At 73.2% G+C, this 24150-nt stretch carries 19 protein-coding genes and 3 pseudogenes; 7 read left to right on the plus strand and 15 right to left on the minus strand.

Going from position 1 to position 24150, the window contains the following annotated elements:
- Positions 1–39 precede the first annotated feature (39 nt).
- The 3 genes and pseudogenes from AB0O15_RS39085 to AB0O15_RS39095 all read left to right on the plus strand — a co-directional run.
- Positions 40–1470 carry an MDR family MFS transporter gene (locus AB0O15_RS39085; protein WP_364330082.1) on the plus strand — a complete coding sequence of 477 codons (1431 nt, stop codon included), beginning with the start codon at positions 40–42 and terminating at the stop codon, positions 1468–1470.
- A 68-nt stretch (positions 1471–1538) separates the two neighbouring features.
- On the plus strand, positions 1539–4667 hold the full coding sequence (locus AB0O15_RS39090) for a family 78 glycoside hydrolase catalytic domain (protein WP_364330085.1): 3129 nt from the start codon (positions 1539–1541) through the stop codon (positions 4665–4667).
- 154 nt (positions 4668–4821) lie between these two features.
- A pseudogene (locus tag AB0O15_RS39095) lies at positions 4822–5661 on the plus strand (dienelactone hydrolase family protein); the annotation flags it as partial.
- Between the two features lie 146 nt (positions 5662–5807).
- Here AB0O15_RS39095 and AB0O15_RS39100 read toward each other — a convergent pair.
- From AB0O15_RS39100 to AB0O15_RS39135, 8 genes are all read right to left on the minus strand, one after another.
- On the minus strand, positions 5808–6797 hold the full coding sequence (locus AB0O15_RS39100; protein ID WP_364330088.1) for an alpha/beta hydrolase-fold protein: 990 nt from the start codon (positions 6795–6797) through the stop codon (positions 5808–5810).
- On the minus strand, positions 6794–7495 hold the full coding sequence (locus AB0O15_RS39105) for a hypothetical protein (protein WP_364330091.1): 702 nt from the start codon (positions 7493–7495) through the stop codon (positions 6794–6796). Before AB0O15_RS39105 ends, AB0O15_RS39100 begins: the two co-directional genes overlap by 4 nt.
- Positions 7492–9189, minus strand: coding sequence for a phosphatidylglycerol lysyltransferase domain-containing protein (locus AB0O15_RS39110; protein WP_364330094.1), 1698 nt, complete (start codon positions 9187–9189; stop codon positions 7492–7494). Before AB0O15_RS39110 ends, AB0O15_RS39105 begins: the two co-directional genes overlap by 4 nt.
- Positions 9182–9415 (minus strand): alpha/beta hydrolase, encoded by a 234-nt coding sequence (locus AB0O15_RS39115; protein WP_364330097.1) that lies wholly within the window; start codon positions 9413–9415, stop codon positions 9182–9184. Before AB0O15_RS39115 ends, AB0O15_RS39110 begins: the two co-directional genes overlap by 8 nt.
- 15 nt (positions 9416–9430) lie before the next feature.
- Positions 9431–10306: a permease-like cell division protein FtsX gene (gene ftsX, locus AB0O15_RS39120; RefSeq protein ID WP_364330099.1), complete on the minus strand. Its 876-nt coding sequence runs from the start codon at positions 10304–10306 to the stop codon at positions 9431–9433.
- A 30-nt stretch (positions 10307–10336) separates the two neighbouring features.
- Positions 10337–11017: a cell division ATP-binding protein FtsE gene (gene ftsE, locus AB0O15_RS39125; protein ID WP_364330137.1), complete on the minus strand. Its 681-nt coding sequence runs from the start codon at positions 11015–11017 to the stop codon at positions 10337–10339.
- Between the two features lie 100 nt (positions 11018–11117).
- Positions 11118–11504 (minus strand): GntR family transcriptional regulator, encoded by a 387-nt coding sequence (locus AB0O15_RS39130; protein ID WP_364330102.1) that lies wholly within the window; start codon positions 11502–11504, stop codon positions 11118–11120.
- Positions 11501–12448 (minus strand): hypothetical protein, encoded by a 948-nt coding sequence (locus AB0O15_RS39135; RefSeq protein WP_364330104.1) that lies wholly within the window; start codon positions 12446–12448, stop codon positions 11501–11503. The genes AB0O15_RS39130 and AB0O15_RS39135 overlap by 4 nt, the downstream gene beginning before the upstream one ends.
- Before the next feature lie 292 nt (positions 12449–12740).
- Between AB0O15_RS39135 and AB0O15_RS39140 the strand changes: the two genes are divergently transcribed.
- Complete coding sequence (locus tag AB0O15_RS39140; RefSeq protein ID WP_364330107.1) at positions 12741–12944, plus strand: hypothetical protein; 204 nt, start codon at positions 12741–12743, stop codon at positions 12942–12944.
- Positions 12911–15649 carry an AAA family ATPase gene (locus AB0O15_RS39145; RefSeq protein WP_364330110.1) on the plus strand — a complete coding sequence of 913 codons (2739 nt, stop codon included), beginning with the start codon at positions 12911–12913 and terminating at the stop codon, positions 15647–15649. Before AB0O15_RS39140 ends, AB0O15_RS39145 begins: the two co-directional genes overlap by 34 nt.
- Before the next feature lie 7 nt (positions 15650–15656).
- Here the strand turns inward: AB0O15_RS39145 and AB0O15_RS39150 are convergent, their stop codons facing one another.
- Positions 15657–16067 (minus strand): SDR family oxidoreductase, encoded by a 411-nt coding sequence (locus tag AB0O15_RS39150; RefSeq protein WP_364330139.1) that lies wholly within the window; start codon positions 16065–16067, stop codon positions 15657–15659.
- A complete protein-coding gene (locus AB0O15_RS39155) occupies positions 15953–16630 on the minus strand; it encodes a hypothetical protein (protein WP_364330145.1) in 678 nt (225 codons plus the stop codon). Before AB0O15_RS39155 ends, AB0O15_RS39150 begins: the two co-directional genes overlap by 115 nt.
- Here AB0O15_RS39155 and AB0O15_RS39160 point away from each other — a divergent pair.
- The gene (locus AB0O15_RS39160) at positions 16610–16837 is read left to right on the plus strand and encodes a hypothetical protein (protein ID WP_364330148.1); all 228 of its coding nucleotides are present in this window, start codon (positions 16610–16612) and stop codon (positions 16835–16837) included. The two genes, AB0O15_RS39155 and AB0O15_RS39160, sit on opposite strands and share 21 nt — an antisense overlap.
- A 349-nt stretch (positions 16838–17186) precedes the next feature.
- Here AB0O15_RS39160 and AB0O15_RS39165 read toward each other — a convergent pair whose 3' ends face one another.
- The 4 genes and pseudogenes from AB0O15_RS39165 to AB0O15_RS39180 all read right to left on the minus strand — a co-directional run.
- Positions 17187–22433: a diguanylate cyclase gene (locus AB0O15_RS39165; protein WP_364330113.1), complete on the minus strand. Its 5247-nt coding sequence runs from the start codon at positions 22431–22433 to the stop codon at positions 17187–17189.
- A gap of 138 nt (positions 22434–22571) precedes the next feature.
- Positions 22572–23225, minus strand: coding sequence for a phosphate signaling complex protein PhoU (gene phoU, locus AB0O15_RS39170; protein ID WP_364330116.1), 654 nt, complete (start codon positions 23223–23225; stop codon positions 22572–22574).
- Between the two features lie 42 nt (positions 23226–23267).
- Positions 23268–23570 carry a tetratricopeptide repeat protein gene (locus AB0O15_RS39175; protein ID WP_364330142.1) on the minus strand — a complete coding sequence of 101 codons (303 nt, stop codon included), beginning with the start codon at positions 23568–23570 and terminating at the stop codon, positions 23268–23270.
- Positions 23500–23646, minus strand: a pseudogene (locus AB0O15_RS39180) (tetratricopeptide repeat protein); the annotation flags it as partial. The pseudogene AB0O15_RS39180 and the gene AB0O15_RS39175, both read right to left, overlap by 71 nt.
- 11 nt (positions 23647–23657) lie before the next feature.
- Between AB0O15_RS39180 and AB0O15_RS39185 the strand changes: the two are divergent.
- A pseudogene (locus AB0O15_RS39185) lies at positions 23658–23891 on the plus strand (GNAT family N-acetyltransferase); the annotation flags it as partial.
- A gap of 5 nt (positions 23892–23896) precedes the next feature.
- Here AB0O15_RS39185 and AB0O15_RS39190 read toward each other — a convergent pair.
- Positions 23897–24043: a hypothetical protein gene (locus AB0O15_RS39190; RefSeq protein WP_364330119.1), complete on the minus strand. Its 147-nt coding sequence runs from the start codon at positions 24041–24043 to the stop codon at positions 23897–23899.
- Positions 24044–24150 lie beyond the last annotated feature (107 nt).

Raw genomic sequence — 24150 nt, forward strand, 5'->3', positions numbered from 1 at the left:
CTTGATAAGAGACGAACGTCCCTTATCCGGGAGATGACCGTGGCTGAGCAGCCCAAGCACGACCAGACCTTGACGCGTACGGCCGTCGCCGTGATCGCCGGCGCGCTGGCGATGTTGTTCGACACCACCATCGTCAGCGTCGCCCTCCGCACGCTGGCCGAGGACCTGCACGCCTCGGTCGCCACGATCCAGTGGGTCAGCACGGCGTTCCTGCTGGCCCTCGGCGTGACCATCCCGCTGGTCAGCTGGGCGCAGAGCCGGCTCGGCGGCAAGCGGCTGTGGATCCTCGCCCAGAGCGTCTTCCTGATCGCGTCGGTGCTGTGCGGCCTGGCCTGGAACGTCGAGAGCCTGATCGCCTTCCGGGCCCTGCAGGGCGTCGGCGGCGGCATCATGCTGCCGCTGATGATGACCCTGGTCGTCCGGGCCGCCCAGGGCCGCAGCCTGGGCCGGGTGATGTCGACCATGAGCCTGCCGGCCGTGATCGGCCCGATCCTCGGCCCGGTCGTGGGCGGCCTCATCCTGAACTCGCTGGACTGGCGCTGGATGTTCTGGATCAACATCCCGCTCTGCCTGATCGGCATCGTCACGGCCGCCCTGCTGCTGCCCGCCGACGAGCCGGCCCGCCGCGTGCGGCTCGACGTCGCCGGCCTGCTGCTGGTCTCCCCGGCGGTCGTCGGCCTGCTGTTCGGCCTGTCCAACGCCGGCCGGGACGGCGGCTTCGCCCGGGCCGACGTGCTGATCCCGCTGCTGGCCGGGGCCGCGCTGCTCGCCGCCTTCGCGCTCTGGGCGGTACGGAAGAAGGACGACGCGCTGATCGACGTCCGGCTGCTGCGGCACCGGCCGCTGGCCACCGCGTCGACCCTGATGTTCCTCTCCGGCTTCGCCCTCTACGGCGCCATGCTCCTGCTGCCGCTCTACTGGCAGGAGGTACGCGGCCGGGAGGTGCTCGAGGCCGGTCTGCTGCTCGCGCCGCAGGGCATCGGTTCCCTGCTCAGCCGTTCGATCGCCGGCCGCCTGGTCGACCGGATCGGCGCCCGGGCCGTCTCGGTCGCCGGCTTCCTGGTCGTCACGGTCGCCACCGTGCCGTTCGCGTTCGCCGGGACGAACACCAACCAGTGGCTCCTCATGGCCGCGCTGGTGGTGCGGGGCGCGGGGCTGGGCGCCGCGACCATCCCGCCGATGACGGTGGCCTTCATGGGCATCGAACGCCCGGACGTCCCGCACGCCAGCGTCATCACCCGCATCGCCACCCAGGTCGGCGGCTCGTTCGGCGTCGCGGTGCTGGGCGTCATCCTGCACGCGACGACCACCGGCGCCCGCTCCGGCGCCGACCTCGCGGCCGGCTTCGACCGGGCGTTCTGGTGGGCGGTCGGACTCGCCGCGGCCGGCGCCACCCTCTCGCTGATGCTGCCCGCGCGGCAGCCGGCCGTGCCGGCCCCGGCGACCGCGAAGGAACCCGTGGCGGCCTGACGTTACCGGCCGGTTTCAGCTATGGTCATCGATGAGAGCCTTATGAAACGATTCACAGCGGAGGCCTGATGAAAAGGCGAGCGTTGATCGCGCTGGTTGTGGTCGCCCTGTCGGTCCCGGGCAGCACTCCCGCCTACGCGGCGAATGTCACCGGGCTGACCGTCGAGCACCAGACCACTCCGCTGGGCGTCGACGTCGCCCGACCGCGCCTCGGCTGGATCCTTTCAACCGGCCAGTCCGCGTACGAGATCGAGGTCTCGACCACCCCGGACGGCCCGGCCGACGTCTGGGACAGCGGCCGGGTCGACTCGGCCACGTCCTTCGACATCGCGTACGCCGGCCCCGCGCTCGCCTCGCGTACCCGCTACTTCTGGCGGGTCCGGGTCTGGCCGGGCGCCGGCCCGGCCTCCGCCTGGAGCCGGCGGGCCTGGTTCGAGACCGCCTTCCTGCGCCCGGCCCAGTTCCGCGGCGACTGGATCGGCGCCCGCCGGGCCGCCCCCGAGTTGTCCCTCACCGGGGCGAGCTGGATCTGGCACCCCGACGGCGATCCGGCCAACTCGGTCCCGGCCGGCACGCGCTACTTCCGGCGTACGTTCGACCTCCCGGCCACCGGGCCGGCCGAGCTCCAGGTCACCGCCGACGACGCGTACACCCTGTATGTGAACGGCCGGGAGATGTCCCGCTCCCCGGCCGCCGCCGACACGTGGCGGACGGCGTCGGTCCTCGACATCTCGTCCGCGCTGCGGCCGGGCGCCAACACCATCGCCGTCGAGGCGGTCAACACCAACGCCGGCCCGGCCGGGCTGCTGGCCAAGCTCCGGGTGAACGGCGCCGACCTGGTGACCGACGCTTCCTGGAAGACGGCCGACGCCGCGGGCCCGGGCTGGGAGCAGCCCGGCTTCGACGACTCGGCCTGGTCCGGCGCCCGGGTCGCCGCCGCCTACAGCAGCGGGCCCTGGGGCGGTTCCGTCTCGGCTCCCTCGCCGCCGGAAACGCTGCTGCGCAACGATTTCGCCGTCGCCAAGCCGGTCGCCTCGGCCCGCGCCTACGTCTCCGGCCTCGGCTACAACAAGCTCTACCTCAACGGCCGGCGGATCGGCGATCACGAGCTCGACCCCGGCTTCACGGTCTACGACAAGACCGTTCTCTACAGCGTGTACGACGTCACCGACGCGCTGCGCACCGGCGCCAACGCGATCGGGGTGAGTTTGGGCCGGGGCTTCCACTCGATGACCAACCCGGACGAGTGGAAGGCGTCGGCCTGGTGGGGCGAGCCGAAGCTCAAGCTGGAGCTGGACATCACCTACCGGGACGGGACCAGCCGCCGGGTGCTCAGCGACGACGGCTGGCGGGTGGCCGAGGGCCCGACCCGCTCGGAGTCGCTGTGGTTCGGCGAGACCTACGACGCCCGCCTGGAACAGCCCGGCTGGAACCGGCCCGGCTTCGACGCATCCCGCTGGCAGCCGGCCGTCACGGTCGACGCCCCCGGCGGAACCCTGCGGTGGCAGGCCTTCCCGGCGATCAAGGTGACCGAGAACCTGCCGGTGGCGGCCACCACGTCGCCGGCGGCGGGCTCGCACGTGTACGACTTCGGCCGCACGACGGCCGGGTGGGCGCGGGTCGGCGTGCGTGGCCCGGCCGGGAGCACCGTGCGGATCGTGTACGGCGAGAAGCTGCTTCCGGACGGCACCGTGGACAATATCGGCGGGTTCGGGACGCGGTTGCAGTCGTACGCGTACACGCTCAAGGGTGATGGCGTCGAGAGCTACCAGCCCAGCTACAGCTACGCCGGCTTCCGCTACGCCCAGATCGACACGCCGCCCGGGGTGACCCTGGAATCGGTCCGGGGCCTGCGCGTGCACACGGCCGTGGCGTCCACCGGCGGCTTCACCAGCTCGAGCGACCTGCTCAACCGCTACCAGGACGCCCAGCGCGACACGGTCCTGAACAACCTGCACTCGATACCGACCGACACCCCGATGTACGAGAAGCGGCCGTACACCGCGGACGGCCACCTCTACGCCGACTCGGCGATCGCCAACTTCGACATGCGCGACTTCTACGCGAACTGGATGCGGTCGCACCGCGACGACCAGAACCCGGACGGGTCGCTCGGCGTCACCGAGCCGACCACCGAGTCGGGCCGGGCCGTCAAGGATCCCATCTGGTCGGCCAGCCTCGTCCTGGTCACCTGGGACCTCTTCCGCTACTACGGCGACCGGCGGGCGGTGGCCGAGAACTACGACAGCATGAAGGCCTGGCTCGGCTACTTCGAACGAGCCATCTCCACGACCGGCCACATCTACACCGGCTTCAGCTATGGCGACTGGCTCTCGCCCGGCAACGCGTTCGCACCGGAGGGGACGCGGCTGGCCGGCACCGCGTACCTCCATCTCACCGCTTCTCATCTCGCCGAGATGGCGCGAGCCCTCGGTCACGACGCCGACGCCGCCCACTTCACCGCGCTGGCCGCGACCATCGCGGACGCGTTCAACGCCGAGTTCCTCGACCGATCGGCGGGCGCCTACTTCGACAACCGGGACGCGGGCTACCGGCAGACCTCGAACCTGCTGCCGCTGAGCCTCGGCATCGTCCCGGCGGCCGACCGCGAGCGGGTCGTCGCCAACCTGGTCGCCGACATCCGGCAGCGGGGCGGGCATCTGAACACCGGCGCGCTCGGCACGAAGATCCTGCTGCCGGTGCTCACCGACGCCGGTCAGGCCGAGCTGGCCTACCAGGTGGCCACCAACCCGACGTATCCCGGCTGGGGGTACTGGTTCGAGGAACTCGGCGCCACCACGATGTGGGAGGAGTGGAACGCCAGCTCGCGCTCGCACGACCACGCCTTCCTCGGCACCGTCGACGACTGGCTCTACCAGCGGGTGGCCGGCATCGAACCGGCCGCGCCCGGCTACACGGCGGTGGTCATCAAGCCGCACCCGGTGGGCGACCTGCGCCACGCCTCGGCCCACGTCGGCTCTCCGCTCGGCCAGGTGAGGTCACAGTGGACCCGCACACCGGGCCGCTTCACCCTCCGGGCCGACGTACCGGTCGGCGCCACGGCCACGATCTTCGTCCCGGCGCCGGACCGCCGGGCGGTGACCGCCCCGGCCGGCGCTCGCTTCGCCGGCATGCGGGACGGCTACGCCCGCTTCACCACCGGGTCGGGTTCGTTCGCGTTCAGCGCCACTCGCTGAAGGTCAATATCGCCCAGGCGCCATATGTGTTTCGAGATGTATGCCGTCTTGTTACCGGCGAGTATGTTCTGGCTCACAGATTGACAACAGTCGATCACCCTTTGCAATCGAAGGAGAGTCAGGCGTGCACACCTCCACCCGTCTCCGTCGCTGGCTGGCAACCTCGGCCACCGCCCTCGCCCTGGTCGCCGGCTCGATCGCCGGCGCCGCCCCCGCATCCGCCGCGAGCCCGTACGAGCGGGGCCCGGCGCCGACCAGCGCGATCCTCGAAGCGTCCCGCGGGCCGTTCGCGGTCGCCCAGGTCACCGTCCCGGCCCAGGCCACGTTCGGCGGGGGTGTCATCTACTACCCGACCGACACCAGCCAGGGCACGTTCGGCGCGGTGGCCATCTCCCCCGGCTTCACCGCCCGCTGGTCCAGCCTCTCCTGGCTCGGGCCGCGCATCGCCTCGCACGGCTTCGTCGTGATCGGCATCGAGACGCTGTCCACCCTCGACCAGCCCGCCGCCCGGGGCCGCCAGTTGCTGGCCGCCCTCGACTACCTGACCGCGAGCAGCTCCGTGCGTACCCGGATCGACGCGTCGCGCCTGGCCGTCGCCGGGCACTCGATGGGCGGCGGCGGAAGCCTGGAGGCCGCCCGCACCCGGCCGTCGCTGCAGGCCGCGGTGCCGCTCGCCCCGTGGCACACCACCAAGAGCTGGAGCAGCGTACGGGTGCCGACCGCGATCATCGGCGGCGAGTCGGACACCACGGCGCCGCCGGCCAGCCACGCGATCCCGTTCTACACCAGCCTTCCGGCCGCGACCGAGAAGTCGTACCTGGAACTCAACAACGCCGGCCACTCGTTCCCGAACAGCGTCAACACCCCGACCGCCAAGCACACGGTGTCCTGGCTCAAGCGATTCGTCGACGACGACACCCGCTACGAGCAGTTCCTCTGCCCCGGCCCCTCGGGCGCCGCGATCGACGAGTACCGCAGCACCTGCCCCTGGTCTGACGACCCCCGCCGGCCCGGTCTGCCCCGGGCCGGCGACGGGCTGTTCGCCCCCGTCGCCGGCGGTCAGGCCGCCTGGTCGCACCCGGTGGTCAGGCCGTCCCGCCCGGGCGGTCTGACCACCGGCGACCAGCGCGGGCCGGATCCTCATGGGACGGCGACGGGACGGGCCAGGCGGGCGGACAACCAGTCGTACGCGGGCGGTTGCGTGGTCCGCCAGACCGCGTTGCTGTGCCCGCCGTGCGCGACGACCGCGGTGGTGACCGACATCGGGGCGGTGGCCAGCCGGGCCATGAGCAGGGTGTCCCGGCGCGAGTGCGCGTCGTCGCCGGCGTAGGCGAGGTAGAGCGACACCACGGGCCGGGCGAGGTGCCGCAGCCGCCAGGCGATGTTGTTGGTGGTGCGCTCGGAGCCGTCGCCGACGGTGATGCCGGGGGTGGCGTAGCCGGACAGGGCGGCCCCCGCGGCGTACCGGTCCGGATGCCGCAGCAGCAGGTCGGCGGCGCAGAAACCGCCCGCGGAGTAGCCGATCAGTCCCCACGCCGCGCGGTCGGTGCGTACCCGGAACCGGGTCTTGATCGCCGCGGGCACGTCGACCGTCAGATAGGTCTCGGCCCGCGGGCCGCCGGTGAGATCGGTGCACTCGGTGTCGATCAGCGGGTCGGGCGTCTGGTAGACGAAGGCCACCACCGTCGGGGCCATGCGTCCGGCGGCGATCTCGCGGTCGAGGTAGCCGACCGCGTTCAGCTTACGCAGCCAGCCCTTCGGCGACCCGGGGAAGCCGTGGAAGGCCTCGACCACCGGGTAGCGCTGGTGGCCGTCGGCGTAGCCGGGCGGCAGGTAGACCCAGGCCGGCATGGTCATGCCCGATGCCCGGCCGGCGATGGTCGTCTCGACGAGGCGACCGCCCGTTCCCGCCGCCACCGTCGGTGCCGTGACCGCGTCGGCGCCGCCGTAGGTCGCGGTCATCCGGTTCAGCTGGAGCGCCGCGGTGGCCGTCACGCCGATCACGCTCACCAGGACGAGCATGGTCCGCGGGATGGGCCCGACGCGGTGCCAGCGGGTGGCGATCGCGGCGGCCGAGGCGAGGACCAGGAACGCGGCGGTCAGCAACAGGGGAAGCCCGTCGATCCTCATGACGGGAGCACCTGTGGCGGCGCGAGGGCCGGGGCGGTCTGCGCCGACGCCCAGGTGATGGCCTCGGCCCGGTTTCCGGCGACGTGCACCTGGACCGACCCGATCGCCGGGGCGTGCCCCGTCCCGACGACCGCCAGCCCGGTGAACTGGCCGGGGAAATCGGCGATCAGACGCTCGGCCGGCCGCAGCATGGCGGCCGTGGCCACCAGGGCCCACCCGCGCGGGCTGGTCCGCAGGTCGGCGCCGAGCCGGGCCGGCAGGTCGCGCAGGTCCGGCGTACGAGGCCCGGGCCCGATCGTCACGGTGATCGCCCCCGGCGCCGTCGCCGGGGGCCCGCCGAGGACGACCAGCACCGGGTAGTCGAGCCGATGGGCGGCATATCCCTCGGGCACCGTGACCGTACCGCCCGGCCACGACCGGCTGCGGCCGTCCACGAAGGAGGCGTCCAGCCGCCCGGCCCGATCCTGGGCCTTCGCCGCGGTCCCCGTCTCCCCGGACAGCGCCGTCCAGGAGGGATAGAACTGCTGGGAACGGTTGACGACCAGCCCGATCGAGAACACCACCAGCGCCTCGGTGAGCAGCAGGCCGGCCAGCCGCAGCGGGACGCGGCTCCGGCGCCACCGCAGCACGGTGCCCGCGCCGGTGACCAGTGCGGCCAGGCCGGCCAGGCCGATGATCGGCCACCCGGTCAGGGTCATCGGCGCCACCCCAGCCGCGGCAGGAACGCCTCGGCCGACAACGCCGCGACCGCGATCCGGGGCAGGTCGCGCACCACCGGGAAGCACAGGTAGCGCGGCGACCAGGTGGGCTGGTACTTCGCGTTCGACCGGTACAGCGACTCGATCTGCCACAGCTTCGAGGCGGTCGTGAGCAACCGGTGGGTGAGCCGCAGGAACGGGCCCGCGCCGAGCTCGTCGGCCCGGGCGAAGATCGACCGCAGGACGGCGAAGTTCAGCGAGATCCGCCGGCCGCCCATCTCCCGGGCGGCGTTCACCGTGCTGACCACCATGAACTCGGTGAGCCCGTTCTCCGCGGTCCGGTCGCCCCGCATCAGGTCGAGGGACAACCCGTGTGCGCCCCACGGCACGAACTGCAGCAGGCCCCGGATCTGCCCGCCGGCGTCCCGGCAGATCACGAACAGGCAGTCGCCGTCGCGCGGGTCGCCGATCCGGGACAGGGCCATCGAAAAGCCCCGCTCCACCTTGCCGTCCCGGAACGCGTCCGCGGACCGTTTCGCCTCGGCGACCGCCTCGGCCGGCAGGTCGCGCAACCGGGCCACCTGGCATTGGAAGCCGGCCCGCTCCACCCGGCCGACCGCCTGCCGGACGCTACGCAGCGCCCGGCCCTGAACGCTGAACGTGGCGACGTCCAGGATCGCCTCGTCGCCCAGCTCGACCACGTCCAGCCCGGCCTTGCGGAACGCCTTGCCGCCGGCGGCGCCGCAGCCGAGCACCGCGGGCGTCCAGCCGTGCTCGGCGCAGTCCCGCAGCCAGGCCGCGATCACCTGCGGCCACTCCGACGCCGGGCCGATCGGGTCACCGGAGGCCAGGCTCACCCCGTTGATCACCCGGTACGCGATCACGGCCCGGCGCGACGGCGTCCAGAACAGCGACTTGTCCGGGCGCAGGGCGAAGTAGCCCAGGGAGTCGCTCTCGCCGTGGCGGCGCAGCAGCTGCCGCAGGGTGTCGTCGTCGGCCCGCGTACGCTGCGGCAGCCGGTTGGCCGGCCGCAGCAGCAGGACCACCGCCACCCCGATGGCCAGCAGCCCGAACGCGCCGGTGGTGTAGCTGACCTGCTCGGCCGCGACCGGCCGGGTGAACCGCAGCGGCCCGGTCAGCCCGACGAGCCCGAGACCGGCCTCGCGGACCTGGTCGAGCAGTCCCGGCCGGCCCTCCAGGCGCGTGGCCCGGAGCGCGATCTCGGCCAGGCCGATCACGAACCCGGCGCCGCCGAACCCGAGCAGGGCGATCAGGGCCCGCCATCGGTTCCACGGGTCGGCCCGGGTGTGGAACCGATGGCGCACGATGATCAGCATGACCAGGAGCGCGGCGGAGACCCCGGCCGCGTCGTAGTGCCAGCCCCGGGCCAGGTGCAGCACCACACCGGCGCCGGCCAGCACCACGGCGACCTGCCAGGCCCGATGCTTGCCCCGGCGCAGCCCCGCACCCAGGTAGATCAGCAGCAGCCCGGACGCGGCGCTCGCCGCCCGCGCGGTCAGCACCCCGCTGGTCGGGATCCAGGCGGCCAGCTCACCGAGACGCCCGTGCGGGGACGGCATCAGGACCCCGATGATGTTGTACGCGCCGGCCAGCTGCACCAGCCGGGCCACGGCGACCCGGGACAGCGGCGGCTGGGGCCGCCACGGCGCGGCCGTGCTGTCGACATCAGCCACGGCACCACCATGTGTCCGCCCGCTTGGACCCGGCTGGGAAGTCGCTGCCGGTTCGCTGGGACCAATGCCGGTTCAGCCACGTCAGGATCGCCTGGTTGGTTTCTTCCGGCTTCTCCTGCTGGATCCCATGACCGCAATCCAGATCGGCCACTTTGAGCTTCCCCGGTTCGGGCTGGCCGGCCTCCGCTTCGCCGACCGAGCCCAAACTGTCCTCGAAGTGGTGCACGCCGCTACGGCTCGGCTAAACGCGGATGTGGAAACGCAGCGTGATCCAGCCGGCGACCCCGCTGGTGCCGGCGCCGGCCGCCGCCAGGAGGGGCAGCATCAACCACAGGTTGCCGTCCGGGATCGGGGTCATCAGCTTGCTCAGCGCCTGCAGCGGGCCGTCGAGCAGCAGTACCTTGCCGGCATAGAGCCCGCCGAAGGCGAGCAGCGAACCGGCGAGGCCGGCCGCCATGGCCTCGAGGACGAACGGCGCCTGGATGAACCAGTTCGACGCGCCGACGAGCTTCATGACGGCCACCTCACGGCGCTTGCTGTAGGCCGCCACCTGGATGATGTTTCCTACCAGCAGCAGCCCCGCGACCGCCATCACCGACGCGATGACCAGCGCGAGCAACTGGATCGACGAGAACACCCTGAACACCTTCCCCAGCACTTCGCGCTGGTCGACGATGAGCTGGATGCCCGGCCTACCGGCGAGCTGCCGGGTGAACTCGTCGTACGCCTCGGGGTTCTTGAGCTTGACCCGGAACGACTCGGGCAGCGTGTCGGGCCGCACCGCGTCGACGAGCGTCGGTGAGTCCCGAAACATCTTCCTGAACCGGGCGAGGGCCTGGGCCTTGGTCTCGTACACCTTGTCGCGCACCAGCGGGCTGGCGGTCAGGGCCGCGTCGATGCCGGCGCGCTGCCCGTCGGTGATGTCCTCGGTCAGGAAGATGGACACCTCGATCTTGGCGTAGTAGAAGTCCTTCATCTGGCCGACCTGCAGATACATCAGGGCGCTCGCGCCCAGCATGGTCAGCGACACCGACAGGGTGATCATCATGGCGATCGTCATCGTGATGTTGCGCCACAGGCCGATCAGGACTTCGTTGAGGACGTACTTGAGACGCATCGGGTTCCCCCAGGGTCGCTGAGTCGGACTTCAGGCGTAGCTGCCGTGCGGCTGGTCGCGCACGATGCGCCCGTTCTCGATCTCGACGACCCGGCGGCGCATCTGGTTGACGATGGTGGAGTCGTGGGTGACCATCACGACCGTCGTGCCGGTGCGGTTGATCCGGTCCAGCAGCCGCATGATCTCGATGGACGTGTCCGGGTCGAGGTTTCCGGTGGGCTCGTCGGCCAGCAGGATCAGCGGCCGGTTCACGAAGGCCCGGGCCACCGCGACCCGCTGCTGCTCGCCGCCCGACAGCTCGTGCGGGTAGCGGTGCTCCTTGCCGCCCAGGCCGACGAGTTCGAGCACCTCCGGCACCACGCGCCGGGCGACCGCGTTGGTCTTGCCAATCACTTCGAGGGCGAAGGCCACGTTCTCGTACGCGGTGCGGTTCGGCAGCAGCCGGAAGTCCTGGAACACGCAGCCGATTGCCCGGCGGAACCGCGCGATCCGCCACGAGCGCATCGAGCCCAGGGCCTCGGCGTTCACCGTTACCGTGCCCCGGGTCGGGCGGATCTCGTGCAGCAGCAGCTTGACGATGGTCGACTTTCCGGATCCGGACGGGCCGATGAAGAAGACGAACTCGCCCTTCTCGATGCCGACGGTCGCGTCGTCCAGCGCCGGCCGGGACGCGGTCGGGTACCTCTTTGTCACGTGGTCGAGCTGAATCATCACGACGGAACTCCTTCATGAGCGCACACCGAAGGGCGCCGCCACCGTCGGAGGTGGCGCGCAGGCCGGTTCCAGGGGAAGGGAAGAGGGCGTTATCCGGTCATGGCAGACCGTCCAGGGCCTGCTGCACGGCCGCGACGATGGCCGGGCGTTCGGCGCCGGACGCTCTCGCCCGCCGCACGAACTCCTCGGCCGCGCGCCGCAGGGAGGGGAACTCCACGGCCGAGCGGAGCGGCGGGTCGTCCACGACCCGGGTGCCGCGGCCCCGACGCGACTCCACCAGCCCGGCCGACTCCAACTCGCGGTAGGTGCGCCCGACCGTGCCGACGGCCAGGCCGAGGTCGCTCGCGAGCTGGCGTAGCGGGGGCAGCCGCTGCCCGCCGACGAGCACCCCGTTCTGGATGAGCGCGACGAGCTGGCGCCGGAGCTGTTCGTACGGCGGCGTCGGATCGGTGGCGACGACCGTGAGAGCGGGCAGGTCGGTCATGCTCGCCGGCCGATCCGCCGGGCCGACGGCAGGATCAACGCCGCGCCGCACCACGCGGTCGCCAGGAACGCGGCCAGCGCCACGATCGACAGCAGCGTGCCGTTCGACGCCCAGCTCGATGCGGTGCAGACGGCCGCGAGGGACCTCAACGTCAGTCCCGCCGTACCCGCGATACTGAGGCAGGACGCGAGCACCAGGACGCCGGCCGCCGCCGTGACGACCTCGGCGGAGCGCCGGCGCGAGACATCGTCGAACCGCACGACGTCGGCCGACCGCGGTCGCCGCACCACCCGCCGCAACGTGAGCGCGGCCAGCACCAGTCCGACAAGGACCACGGACAGCGCGGGAACGGTGTTCTGCACGCCGGGCCAGAGCCCGACGCCGTAATCGCTCTCCTGGACGTAGCACCGCGGATCCTCGCTCGGGCCGCTCAGCAGCCCCGGCATGCGGGCGGTCGTCGTCACCGCTACCAACGCCGCCAGGACGACCGCGGAGGCGCACACGAGCGTGCCCAGCCCGCGGGGGACGTAGTCGGCGGTGCGCCGGACCCGCAGCTCGGCGCTGCGCACCTGCCCGGTCGGCGCCGGCATCCCCAGCTCGCCGGCCAGCGTCCCGACGAGCACCCCGACGCCGAACACCGGCGCCGCGACCAGGACACCGCGGATCGACATGCTCTCCGCGAGGACCACGACGGCGCCGATCAGGCCGGCCAGCATGCCCGCCAGCCGCCACCGCTCGGCCCGGTCGGCCGGGCGGCCCGGCATCCCGGCCTGCGGCGCGGCCGCCGCGGGTGACACAGGAGGCGGACCGTCCTCGATCCACGGCGACGAACAGACCCACGCCGGAACGCGCAGCGGCCACAGCAGCCGGATCACCGTCAGGGCGCCGGCGTTCAGGGCGACCAGGATCAGCACCACCGAAGCGAGCAGGGACGCGAGCGACAAAGCGGTTCCTCCTTGTGTCAGGTACTTAATACAAGGGGGCCCGCAGTTGTGTCAATACAAGATGGCGCGGCCGCCGGTCGGGGCAGCCGTCAGGCGGGCGGAGCAGTCACGATCCGGTGCGGGCCAAGCTCCGTCCGGGAGACGCGATCGGCGGAGACCGCCTAGGTATACCTAGGCCGCCGGAGAGCCCCGGCTAAACCCCTCTGACCAGCAAACATAGGTCACCATCTCCGATGTGGCCGCCCCTTCGCCGGCCGACGATGGATACATCACCGGTTGAAGGAGGAAGGCCATGTTGATGCACCCGGACATGTGGCTGACGATGGCGAACGACCGTCACCGTGAGCTGATCGAGGAGTCCGCGAAACACCGTCTGCTCGCCGCCGCTCGCGAGGCGCGGAAGGCCCGCAAGGCCGGCCGAGCCGTGACGGCCCGGAGCCGGCCCGCCGGTACCCTGACCTCGTGCGAACCATCCGCGGTGGTGCCGGCCCGGTGATGATCGGGCGGGAGGGCGAGCTGCGCCGGTTGGCGCGGCTCGCCGCGGCGCGTGAGCCGGCCGTCGCGCTCATCGCCGGCGAGCCGGGCATCGGCAAGACCCGGCTGGTGCACGAGCTGCTGGCCACCCTGCCCGCCGACACGGTGGTGCTGGTCGGCCAGGCCGAGCCGGGTTCGCTGTCCCGGCCGTACGAGGTGCTGCTGGACGCCATCGCCGGCCGCACCGAGGTGGACGAGGAGCAGCTCGCGGCGCTGGCCGACGCGACCCGCAGCCCGGTCGAACGGCTGCACACCGGGCTCGCCGTGCTGGCCGACCTGATCGGCGACGCGCCCGCCGTCCTCGTCTTCGAGGACCTGCACTGGGCCGACTCGGAGAGCGCGGCGCTGTTCGAGCGGATCGCCGACCAGCCGGGGGCCCGGCTGCTGATCGGGACGTACCGGCCGGACGATGTGACCCACCGCCATCCGGTGGCCGGCCTGCTGGCCCGGATGGAACGCCGGCACACCGTCACGCATGTACGCCTGGATCGGCTGACCCCCGCACAGACCGCGGCGATGCTGGCCGCGGCCATCGGCGCCCCGGCGCCGATGCGCGCCGCGGCGGCCCTGCACCACCGCACCGGCGGCAACCCGTTCTTCCTCGAGGAGCTGCTGCGCGCGCTGCCCGCCCAGGACGTGGAGGCGCTGGTCGAGCAGCCGCTGCCGTGGCGGCTGGCCGACGTGCTCCGCCGCCAGGTCGACGGCCTCGAACCGGTCAGCCACCGGGTCGCCGAGGCGGCGGCCGTGCTCGGCCAGCGCATCCCGTTCGACCTGCTCGCCGGGGTCACCGGCACCGGCGAGGACGAGCTCATCGCCGTGCTGCGCGACCTGGTCACCCGCGGCGTCCTGGTCGAGTCGGGCGAGGACGAGTTCGCGTTCCGGCACGCGCTGGTGCGCGAGGCGATCGCCGACCAGATGCTCGGCCGGCAGCGCCGCCGGCTGCACGAGACGGCGCTCGAGGTGCTGCTCGGCGGCGGGAGCTCCGACCCGGCCCTGGTGGCGCACCACGCCCGGGGCGCCGGCCGGTACGACGACCTGGTCGCCGCCGCCCGCCAGGGCACCGAGCTCTACCTCTCGATCGGCTCGGCCTACCAGGCCTTGCAGCTGGCCGAGATGGGTCTCGAGGAGGCGCCGGACGACACCGAGCTGCTGGGCGGCGCGGCCCGCGCGGCGTGGCTGGCCGGTCTGCTGGACGACGCCCTGCGCTACGGCCGGCGCCGGCGCGACCTGGCCGCCACCACGGCCGAGCGGGTCCGGGCGCTCTACCTGCTGGTCCGGCTGGCCTGGGAGTCCCGCGAGCGCGGCGAGATGGCCGCGCTGACCCGCGACATCGAGGCCCTGATCGCGGAGCTCGCGCCGGGCGCGGACCAGGCGCGGGCGATGACCGCGATCGCCCAGTCGGCCTACCTGCGCGACGACCTCGACGCCGCGCTGCTCTGGGCCGACCGCGCCCTGGCCCTGGCCGACGAGCTCGATCTGCCCGACGTACGCCTGGCCGCCCTGGTCGAGAAGGGCTCCACCCTGACCGAGCGCCCGCAGAGCGCCGCCGAGGGCCGGGAGATCCTCTCCGGCCTGGTCGACGAGGCCGAGAAGGCGGGCGAGTGGGTGCTGGCCGCCCGGGCTCTCAACACCCTGGTGCACGGCGAGCCGCCCGCCTCGCCGGCCGAGCACGCCGAGATCCTGGAACGGATGCGGGTCGACGCCGAGCGGGCCGGTTTCGAGGCGCTCGCGGTCGACACGTACTTCCAGGGCCGGGCCCGGCTCGCGATCCGGGCCGGCGACCTGCGGGGCGCCATCGCGGCGCTCGAGGAGGGGCGCCAGCACGACCGCGGTTACCTGCGCCGGGGCCGCTGGGCCGACTACCACGGCGTCTTCCTGGCCGGGCTCTACCTGGAGGCCGGCGAGCTCGACCGGGTCGAGAAGCTGATCGACGATCTGGCCGAGGTGCCCGACAACCCGGCGACGACGATCCCCGGGCTCGTCTTCCACCTCGCCTGCCGCCGGGCCGACCTGCCCGGGGCCGAGGCCGCCCTGGACGAGTTCCTCACCGCGCTGGCCGAGCAGAACTGGCGCAGCGGCGAGCAGGCCCACGACCTGATCTCGGCCGCGATGGAGATCGGCCTGCCGATCGACCGGCTCGACGCGATGGCCGCCACCATGCTCGACGCCGAGGTCTACGACAGTTACCGGACGCTGATCCACGCCCAGCTGGCCGAGGCGCACGGCCGGCCGGCCGAGGCGCTGGACGACTACCTGTCCATCACCGAGGCCCACATCTTCGGGCCGGTGACCCGCGGCACCGTCCGGGTCGGCGCGGCCCGCTGCCTGCTCGCGGCCGACCGGCGGGCCGAGGCCGCCGGGCAGGCCGAGGCGGCCGCGGTCCTGCTGGCCGACTGGGCCGGCTGGCGGGTCGCGCAGCTCACCCAGGTGCAGGCCCGGCTGGGCCTGGCCCCGTCCGGCGCCCGGGACGCGGTCACCGGCCCGGCCGCGCTGACGCCCCGCGAGCGCGAGGTGGCGGTGCTGATCAGCGACGGGCTGACCAACACCGAGCTGGCCCGCCGCCTCTACATCTCCCCGAAGACCGCGGCCGTGCACGTCTCGAACATCCTGCGCAAGCTGGGCGTCTCGTCCCGCACCGAGGTCGGCGACCTGGTCGGCCGGCACTGACCAGCGATCAGGCGCGGACGTACTGCTGGCCGCCGTCGATGTCGTAGGTCGCGCCGGTCAGGGCGGTGTTGGTCATCAGGTGCACGGCCAGCGCGGCCACGTCCTCGGGCCCGACCACCCGTCCGATCGGGAGGGTGTCGCGCAACTGCTGCCGCCGCTGCTCCAGGTCGTCGCCGAGCAGCCGGGCCGACAGCGGCGTGTCCACGAAACCGGGGGCGATCAGGTTGATCCGGATCGGCGCGATCTCCAGAGCCAGGCCGGCGATCAGGGCCGGCATGGCGACGCTCATCGCCGAGGTGAGGATCAGGCCGGGCGCGGGGCGGCGGGCGCCGGTGCCGCCGACGAACAGCAGCGTGCCGCCCGGGTTGACCCGGCCGGCGACGGGTCGAGGCCGACGGTGGCGTGCGCCAGATGCCAGGCGCGCCGGTCCGGGTCGGCGGCGGCGTCGGTGGCCTCGGCCAGGGCGGCATGCACCCGGCACCGGTCGGCGGTGCCGGCGGCCCGGTAGACGGCCGAGCGGACCAGCGGGTGGGCGAACTCGACCCGGCCGTGCACCCGCACCAGGCCGCCGTCGACGGCCGGGAGCGCGGCGGCCGGGTCGAGGCCCAGTGTCGCGGCGGCGCGGTGCAGCAGGACCGGGTCGCCGACCGGTTCGGCCGCCGCGGCGAGCAGGAACAGCCTGGTGTCGGCCGGGAGCAGGGCGGCCCGGCGTACGAAACTCTGCTCGATCTTCCCCGCGAGCGGCGCGTCACCGGGCAGGCCGAACCCGCCCGCGAGATCCGCGCCCGGCCAGGTGCGTGGCAGTTCCAGCAGGGCCAGCGGGTTGCCGTGGCTCTCGGCCACGACCTGGTCGGCCACCGCGGCGTCGAGCGGACCGTGCACCCGGGTGAGGAGCAGCGTGCGCGCGTCACTCACGCCGAGGCCGGCTATCCGCAGTTCGGCCGCGCCCGGGAGGAAGTCGTGCGTGCGGGCCGCACACACCAGGGCGACCTTCTCGGCCTGCAACCGCCGGGCGACGAACGCGAGCACCTGGGCCGAGGCGTCGTCGAGCCACTGCGCGTCGTCGACCAGGCAGGCCAGCGGGCCGTGCTCGGCCGCCTCGGCCAGCAGCGACAGGTGGCCAGCCCGACCATCAGCCGGTCCGGCGCCGCGCCGGCGGACCGACCGAACACCGTGGACAGTGCCTGACCCTGCGGCGTGGGCAGCCGGGGCAGGTGGTCGAGCAGCGGGGCGCAGAGCTGGTGCAGGCCGCTGTGCGCGAGCTCCATCTCGGACTCGACGCCGACCACCTCGGTGACCCGCCAGCCGGGGATCCGGGAACGCAGGTGGCCGAGCGGGCGCTCTTGCCCGCGCCCGGGTCGCCGCGCAGCACGAGCACCCGGCTGTGGCCGGCCATGACGTCATCGGCCAGACGGTCGAGCGCCCCGCACTCGTCGTCCCGTCCGATCAAGCCCGCAGTGGCCATCCCCGCGATGCTCGCGCCGTTCCGGGGCGCTGGGGCACCCTGTGAGCAGCGCCACTTCGCGGGGGCGCCGGGTCAGGCGATGCCGACCCGGTCACGGCCGGCTTGTTTGGCCTGGTAGAGGGCGCCGTCGGCGCGCGCGAAGACCGGGCGCAGGTCGGGTTCGTCGTCGGCCAGGTAGGCCAGGCCGACGCTGATGGTGACCGGCAGGCCGCCGGCCGCGGTCGGCACCGGGGCGTCGGCGATCGCCCGGCGCAGGCGTTCGGCCAGCTCGGCGGCATGTACGCAGTGCGGGGTCACGATGGCGAACTCCTCGCCGCCGTAGCGGCCGGCCACGTCGTCGTCGTGCGCGGCGTCGCTCAGCCGGTCGGCGACCACCCGGATGACCTCGTCGCCGACCGGGTGGCCGTACGTGTCGTTGATGCGTTTGAAGTGATCGATGTCGACCATGATCGCGGCGATCGCCTGGCCCTGCCGCCGGGCCGCGCGCAGCCGTCGTTCCGCCTCGCCGAAGAAGTGGTTGCGGTTGAGCAGGCCGGTCAGACCGTCCACGGTGGCCATCTGCCGCACCTGGCTGAAGAGCCGGGCGTTCTCGTACGCCGTCATGCCCTGCCCGGCCAGCGCGGCGGCGATCTGGGTCTGCGCCTCGGTCATGTCGTCGTCGCGGCTCGCCCCGACCAGCAGAACCCCGGCCGGCACCCCGCGCTCGGTCACCGGGATCGCCCACCAGATGCGGGCGTCGCCGAGCAGCCCGCTCAGCGACATCGTCCCCACCCGCGGGCCGGCCAGCTCCAGCAGCTCGAAGGGTACGGAGTAGAACACGGTCCCGGCCTCGGCGCCGAGGCCGTGTGCGGCCGCGACCACGAACGTCCCGTCGTCGGTGAAGGAGAGCAGGACCGCCGAGTCGCCCCCCAGGGTCTGGGTCAGGCTGGTCAGCAACCGCCGCATCACCTCGTCCGGGTCGAGCGACGAGCTCTGGTCGGCCATCGCCGCGCGCAGCGTCTCGGCCACGTCCCGCTGCCGGCGCGCGGCCTGCACCGCGACCTCGAGCTGGGCGGCCCGGGCGGTCTCCAGCGACACCGCGACGTGGTTCGTGATGGCCTTGAGGATGTCGACGTCGTCGCTGGTGAACACCCCCTTGGCGATCCGGCTGTCGAGGTAGACGACGCCGCGCAGGTGCCCGTCGAACTTCAGCGGCGCGATCATGATGCTGCGCAGGCCGTGCACCCGGACGCTCTGCGAGCCGAGGGCCACACCCTCCTCGCTGCCGGTCACCACGAGCGGCTCGCCGGAGTGGCGGACCCGGTCGACCAGGGTGGAGCTGTACCCGGTCAGCTCGCGGATCTCGTTGCCCTCGGCGTCCCGGCCCACGTGCGGCACGAGCTGGTTCAGATCAAGATCGAGAAGGAAGAGGTACGCGCGTTCCGCGCCGAGGATGCGCAGCGTCTCGTCGAGCGCGACCCGGGCCAGCCCGCGCGGGTCCAGGATCGTCGCCGAGGCCAGGCTGACCTGCTGCAACGCCCTGAGCCGGCGACGGTACCGGGCGGCGCCCGGCTCGGCCCGGTCACCGGTGTCCCGGCCGCCGCTGTCGTGGCGCGGGCCGGGGTCGGACGTGGACTCCTGCGGGGCGCCGAACTCGTCGGTGATCCACCGCAGGCGCTGCGGCCACTGCTGTTCGACCGCGATCGCCCGGGCCACCCCGGCGTGGTGCGCCGCCGACGCGGGCTGGTCCAGGGCGTTCAGGGCCCGGGCCCGCACCCGCGCCGCCTCGTACGAGATCAGCGGCGCGTCCAGCGGCAGCAGCCGCACCTCCAGGTCGGCCAGCACCCGTAACGCCTGCTCCGGCCGCCCGGCGAGCATCTCCAGGTCGGCCCGGCCGACCTGGTGGAAACCACGCAGCGGCTTGGTGTCGGCCATCGCCTTCAGCCGCTCGACGGCCTGGGCGGCCGGCGCGGCGTCGGCCGTTCCCTGCCGGCAGCGGGCGAGCCGGCCCAGGGCCTCGTAGACGAAGTACAGCCGCTGCTCGGGGACCATGGACTTCGGCTTGAGGTGGTACTGGGCGAACTCGGCGGTGAGCCGGTCGAACGGTTCGCCCAGCCGGTCCTGCTCGACCAGCGCGACCATCCGGGCCCCGTACAGATTGATCAACTGCATGGGGTTCTCGGGGTTGGCGCGCAGGAACCGGCCCAGCGCCTCGATGTGGACGGCCGCCTCCTCGGGCCGGTCGCGCTGAGCGGCGATCACGGCCGCCACCGCCCGGATCGCCGCGCCCTCGGCCTCCGCCCCCGGCCCGAGCCGGGCCCGGGCGCGCTGGTACCAGGCCTCGGCGTCGGCGGTGCGGCCGCGCTTGAAGTACTGCATGCACACGGTGGACACGCCGGTCAGGTAGTCGCCCAGCTCCATCCACCGCTCGTGGTCGGTGAGCGCCCGGCTCCACACCTGGCCCTCGTCGTCGTGGCCGCCCAGGTGGCTGCCCGCGCCGCGCTTCCACTCGACGTAGCCGACCAGCTCCGGGTCGCCGATGCCGGCGGCGACGGCGGCGGCCCGGTCGTACAGCCGGGTGGCCAGCTTCGGCCGGCGGGCCACGTCGGCGATGACGCCGAGACCGGCCATGTGCTGGGCGTACTCCCGGCCGGGCCCGAGCCGGTTGATCGGGTAGATCGCGCGCAGGCTGATCAGCGCGCGCATCGCCCGGCGCATCCGCATGGAGAGCGCGAACGTCGCGATGTCGAGCAGGACGGCCTGCAACCGGAACCGCTCCCGCTGCCGCCCCTGCACATTGCCGAAACCCATCTTGGTACGCCCGATGAGCAGCCCCCGGACCACCGCGCCGATCGTGGTCATGGCCAGGGCGAGCCGGGTCCGCGGCAGCGGCGTACCCAGCTCGGAGAGCCCCAGGCAGACCGCGTCGAAGGCCCGGTCCGGGCTCCACCCGTGGTTGTGAACCAGCGCGACCTGCGCCAGCATCTCGGCCCGTTTGAGCTGGTCGGGCTCGATGCTCAAGGCGTGGTCCAGGTGGCGGAGCGCGTCCTCGAACCGTCCGGTACGCGCGCAGCTCGTCCCCAGCGCGAACAGGAACGCCGGCTCGGGCGTGACACCGGCGCCGGCCGCCGCCCGCGCGGCGACCTCCAGGAAGCTCTGCGCCTCGGCCGGCGCGTGCTCGGCCAGCGCCAGCCGGCCGGCCGCGTACCCGCTCAGGTAGACCCGCTGCGGCCGGCTGGTGATGTCGCCCAGCGCGTAGTGCCGGGCGACCGCGTAGACATAGCGGGGATCGCCGGGCGCCCTCTCGTCCAGCACCTCGGCGATGCGCTGGTGCAGCCGGCGCATGGTCACATCGTCCAGGCCGACCAGCAGCGCCTCCCGGATCCGGTCGTGCGGGAACCGGTAACCGTCCGCCCCGGAGGCGGTTACCAGCCGCCGCGACTCGGCCTCGGCCAGCAGGGCCCGGGCCCGGCGCGGGTCGACGGCACAGACCGTGGCGGCCATGTCGGTCGAGAACCACCGCCCGCCGGCCGCCCCGGTGGCCAGCAGCTGACGGCTCTCCGTGCCCAGCGTGTCGATGCGCTGCAGGACCAGGTCGACGGCGTCGCCGGACAGCTCGATGCGGTCCAGCCCGGCCCGGTCGAGCAGCCAGCCGTCCCAGGTGGGCGTGACCAGACCGGCGTCGAGCACCGCGCGCACGTACTCGACCACGGTGAACGGGTTGCCGCCGGCCCGCACGGCCAGCTCGGCCACCTGCTCGTCGGGCAGCCGGACCGCGCCCAGATGCTCGGCGATCAGCTCGGTCACCGCGTCCTGCGACAGCGGGCCCAGGCGCAGCCGGGTGTCCAGGGTGGCGTCCATGTCGGCGCCGAACCGGTCGAGCGCCGCCACGTCGCCGGGACCGTCCCGGCTGGTCGCGATGACCAGCAGCGGCGTGCCGGTCAGCCGGCTGGTGATCTGTTGCAGCACCCGCCGGGTCGGCCCGTCCAGCCACTGCACGTCGTCGATGTGCAGCACGGCCGCCTGGAACTCGTCGGCCAGCCCGATCAGGAACGCCGCGACCGCGTTGACGAACTGCTCGTGCCGGTCGAGCTCGCCGATCTCGGGCGCCTGCACCAGGTCGGCCAGCAGCGGCGACAGGGTCCGCAGCAGGGGGCCGCCACGGCCGGCGGCCTGGCGTAACCGCTGGACCGCCTCGGCCCGCTCGGCCGGCGGCAGCCGCTCCACCGTGCGCAGGAAGCGCTCGACGGCGCCACGCAGCGGGGCCAGCGGAACCGGGTCGTCGGCGACGCACTTGCCGTACAGGACCAGGTCGCCGTCGGTGGCCACGGCGGTGGTCAGCTCGCGGACCAACCGGGTCTTGCCCGCGCCCGCCGGTCCCTCGACGACCGCCGCCCCGCCCGCGCCGGACCGGGCCTTCAACCAGCGGTTGATCAGGTCGATCATCTCCTGGTCGCGGCCCACCATCCGGTCCGGGCCGACCGGCCGGGACACGTGCCGGTCGGCCGCCGGGGTGAGCCGGGCGCCCGGGTCGGCGGCCAGCCGGCGCAGGTCGGCCAGCAGGCTCTCGCCGCTCTGGTAGCGGTCGTCCGGGTCCTTGGCCATCAGCGTGGCGATGATCGCGGCCAGGGCCGGCGACAGGTCGGGCGACATCTCCCGCGCGTCCGGGACCGGGGCGGTGGCGTGCAGGCGGATCAGCTCGCCGGCGTCGTCGGCCCGGTACGGCGGCTGCCCGGTGACCGACTCGTACAGCAGCGCGCCCAGGGCGTACAGGTCGGAGCGGCCGTCGACCGGGCGCTTCAGCATCCCGGTCTGCTCCGGCGGGCTGTACCGCGGCGTGCCGGTGACCCGGTCGTCCTGGGCCCCGCCGCGCGCCGCGAGCCCGAAGTCGATCAACCGGCCGGTCCCGTCCGGCTCCATGATCACGTTGTCCGGCTTGACGTCCCGGTGCACCAGGCCGGCGTGATGGGCGGCGGTCAGCGGGCCGGCCAGGTCGATGGCCAGCCGGACCGCGGCGGCCTGGTCCAGCCGGCCCCGGCGCAACGCCTGGGAGAGCGGGCGGCCGTCGATGTACTCGAGGATCAGGTAGGGGCCCGCGGTGGTCCGGCCGACCTCGTAGATCCGCGGCAGCAGCGGATGGCCGACGCTGCCGAGCAGCGCGGCCTCGCGCCGGACGTCGGCCAGGGCCTGCTCCGGATCGGCCGTGGACAGCAGCTTCAGGGCGTACTCGCCACCCTGCCGGCGAACACGGTAGACGACCGTCTCGGTGCCCCGGCCGAGCTGCGACACCACCTCGAGATCGGAGAACGACCCGGGCGGCATACCAAAGATCGCGGTCACCGTGTCCTTCCATTCCCGACAGCCCAGACGGACGTTACGCCTCAGCCGCCCACCGGCACCACCACCAGCCGTTCCGGGCTCGCGCCGACGCCTACTCCGCGCTCGCGCCGACGCCTACTCCGGGGCTTGCGCCGAGGTCTACTCCGCGCTCGCACCGACGCGTAGCCGGGACAGGGACACGACGTGGCGGCCGACGTTGACGGCGTGGTCGGCGTACCGCTCGTAGAAGCGGCCCAGCAGGGCGCCGTCGATGGCCGGCTCGACCCCCAGCGGCCACTCCTTGCTGAGCATCGCCGCGAAGAGCTCGCCGTGCAGCTGGTCCATCGCGTCGTCGTCGCGCTCGAGCCCCGCGGCCAGCACCGCGTCGTTCTCGGCGAGCGCCACCACGATCTTGGCGGCCAGCTCGTCGGCCACCGCGCTCATCGCCCGGAACAGCTCGACCAGCTCGGACACCACCACCGGCGACGGGTGCCGGCGCAGCACGGCCCGCGCCACGTGGGCGGCCAGCCCGCCCATCCGGTCGAGATCGGCCGCGATCTGCAACGCGATCATGACCATCCGCAGGTCACCGGCGACCGGCTGGGCCCGGCCGACCAGGTCGTACACCCGGTCCTCGAGGACGCGGTGCAGCACGTCGATCTCTTCGTCGCGGATCAGCACCTGCTGGGCCTGGGTCTGATCGGCACCGAGCAGGGCGCTGCTGGCCTGCCGCATCGCCTCGCGGATGGCCTTGGCCATGGTGACCAGGGTGCCGCCGACCTGGGCGAACTCGCCGTTGAAGCCCTCGCGCACGATGCTCGCCCCTGCCGTCGGCCGTCGGTGTCCGGGCCAATGCTAGGCCGTCACCCAGCCGCCGGCCCGGATCGTCTCGGCATCCTGGTTCCGTCCCATCCGCTGGTACGTCTCGGCCAGGCCGGCCCGGCACCGGAGCGTGGCCGGATGGTCGATGCCCAGCACCCGGCCGGAGCGCCTCAGGGTGTCGGTCAGCAGCTCGGCCGACGCCGCGTGCCGGCCGGTCTCGCGATAGCCGACACCCAGGTTGTGGCCGCTCCGCAGGGTGTCCGGATGATCGCCGCCCGCCCAGCACCCGCTCGGACGCCGCGACCGCCTTGCGCGGCCAGGTGAGAGCCTCCGGATACCGGCCCAGACCCCAGAGCGTGATCGCCAGGTACGAGATCCGCGCGATCGTGTCGATATGGTCCGGTCCGAGCAACCGGGGTCGGCCCGGTGGTCGCGGCGAATCCCGCGCAGGCGCGCATGTTGATCGCCGATCTCGCCCGCACGATCGACGGCCCGCTACGCCTCGACCTCGACGAGCACCGGTCCGACCTGCGGGCCTGGGCCACCGGCCTCGGCGTCCCGCCGCTCAGAACAACCGCCGTGATGCTGCGCGGAGCCGACTCGTTGCCCGGCGTCCGCGAGCACCTCTTCAGCCCCGTGATGCAGGCCCTCGGGTAAGCCGGTCATTCCGGCGGCGCCGGGTCGAGGAGTGTTTCATCGTCGATCACCACCCGATCACGCGGCAGATCAGTCAGGTCGATGTTCCGCAGGTCGGCACCGCACAGGTTGAATTTCCTCCAAACACTCGCCGCATACTGCCAACGAATCAACGACTCAGGACACTAACTCGAAAATCGACCGTGACCAGATACGCGGCAGCATCCCGCGGCGCGAAGCGGCGTGGGATGGGTCTTGGTTGAAGCGGTGACTTATGCGG

This window comes from Actinoplanes sp. NPDC089786 (assembly GCF_040684855.1).
In the GTDB taxonomy this organism is placed as follows: domain Bacteria; phylum Actinomycetota; class Actinomycetes; order Mycobacteriales; family Micromonosporaceae; genus Actinoplanes.

Bases quoted from the DNA above. Each gene is read 5' to 3' on its own strand.
- ftsX (WP_364330099.1), bottom strand. From the start codon at position 10,306: ATGCGTCTCAAGTACGTCCTCAACGAAGTCCTGATCGGCCTGTGGCGC.
- AB0O15_RS39100 (WP_364330088.1), bottom strand. From the start codon at position 6,797: ATGAGGATCGACGGGCTTCCCCTGTTGCTGACCGCCGCGTTCCTGGTC.
- AB0O15_RS39090 (WP_364330085.1), top strand. From the start codon at position 1,539: ATGAAAAGGCGAGCGTTGATCGCGCTGGTTGTGGTCGCCCTGTCGGTC.
- ftsE (WP_364330137.1), bottom strand. From the start codon at position 11,017: ATGATTCAGCTCGACCACGTGACAAAGAGGTACCCGACCGCGTCCCGG.
- AB0O15_RS39140 (WP_364330107.1), top strand. From the start codon at position 12,741: ATGTTGATGCACCCGGACATGTGGCTGACGATGGCGAACGACCGTCAC.
- AB0O15_RS39105 (WP_364330091.1), bottom strand. From the start codon at position 7,495: ATGACCCTGACCGGGTGGCCGATCATCGGCCTGGCCGGCCTGGCCGCA.
- AB0O15_RS39130 (WP_364330102.1), bottom strand. From the start codon at position 11,504: ATGACCGACCTGCCCGCTCTCACGGTCGTCGCCACCGATCCGACGCCG.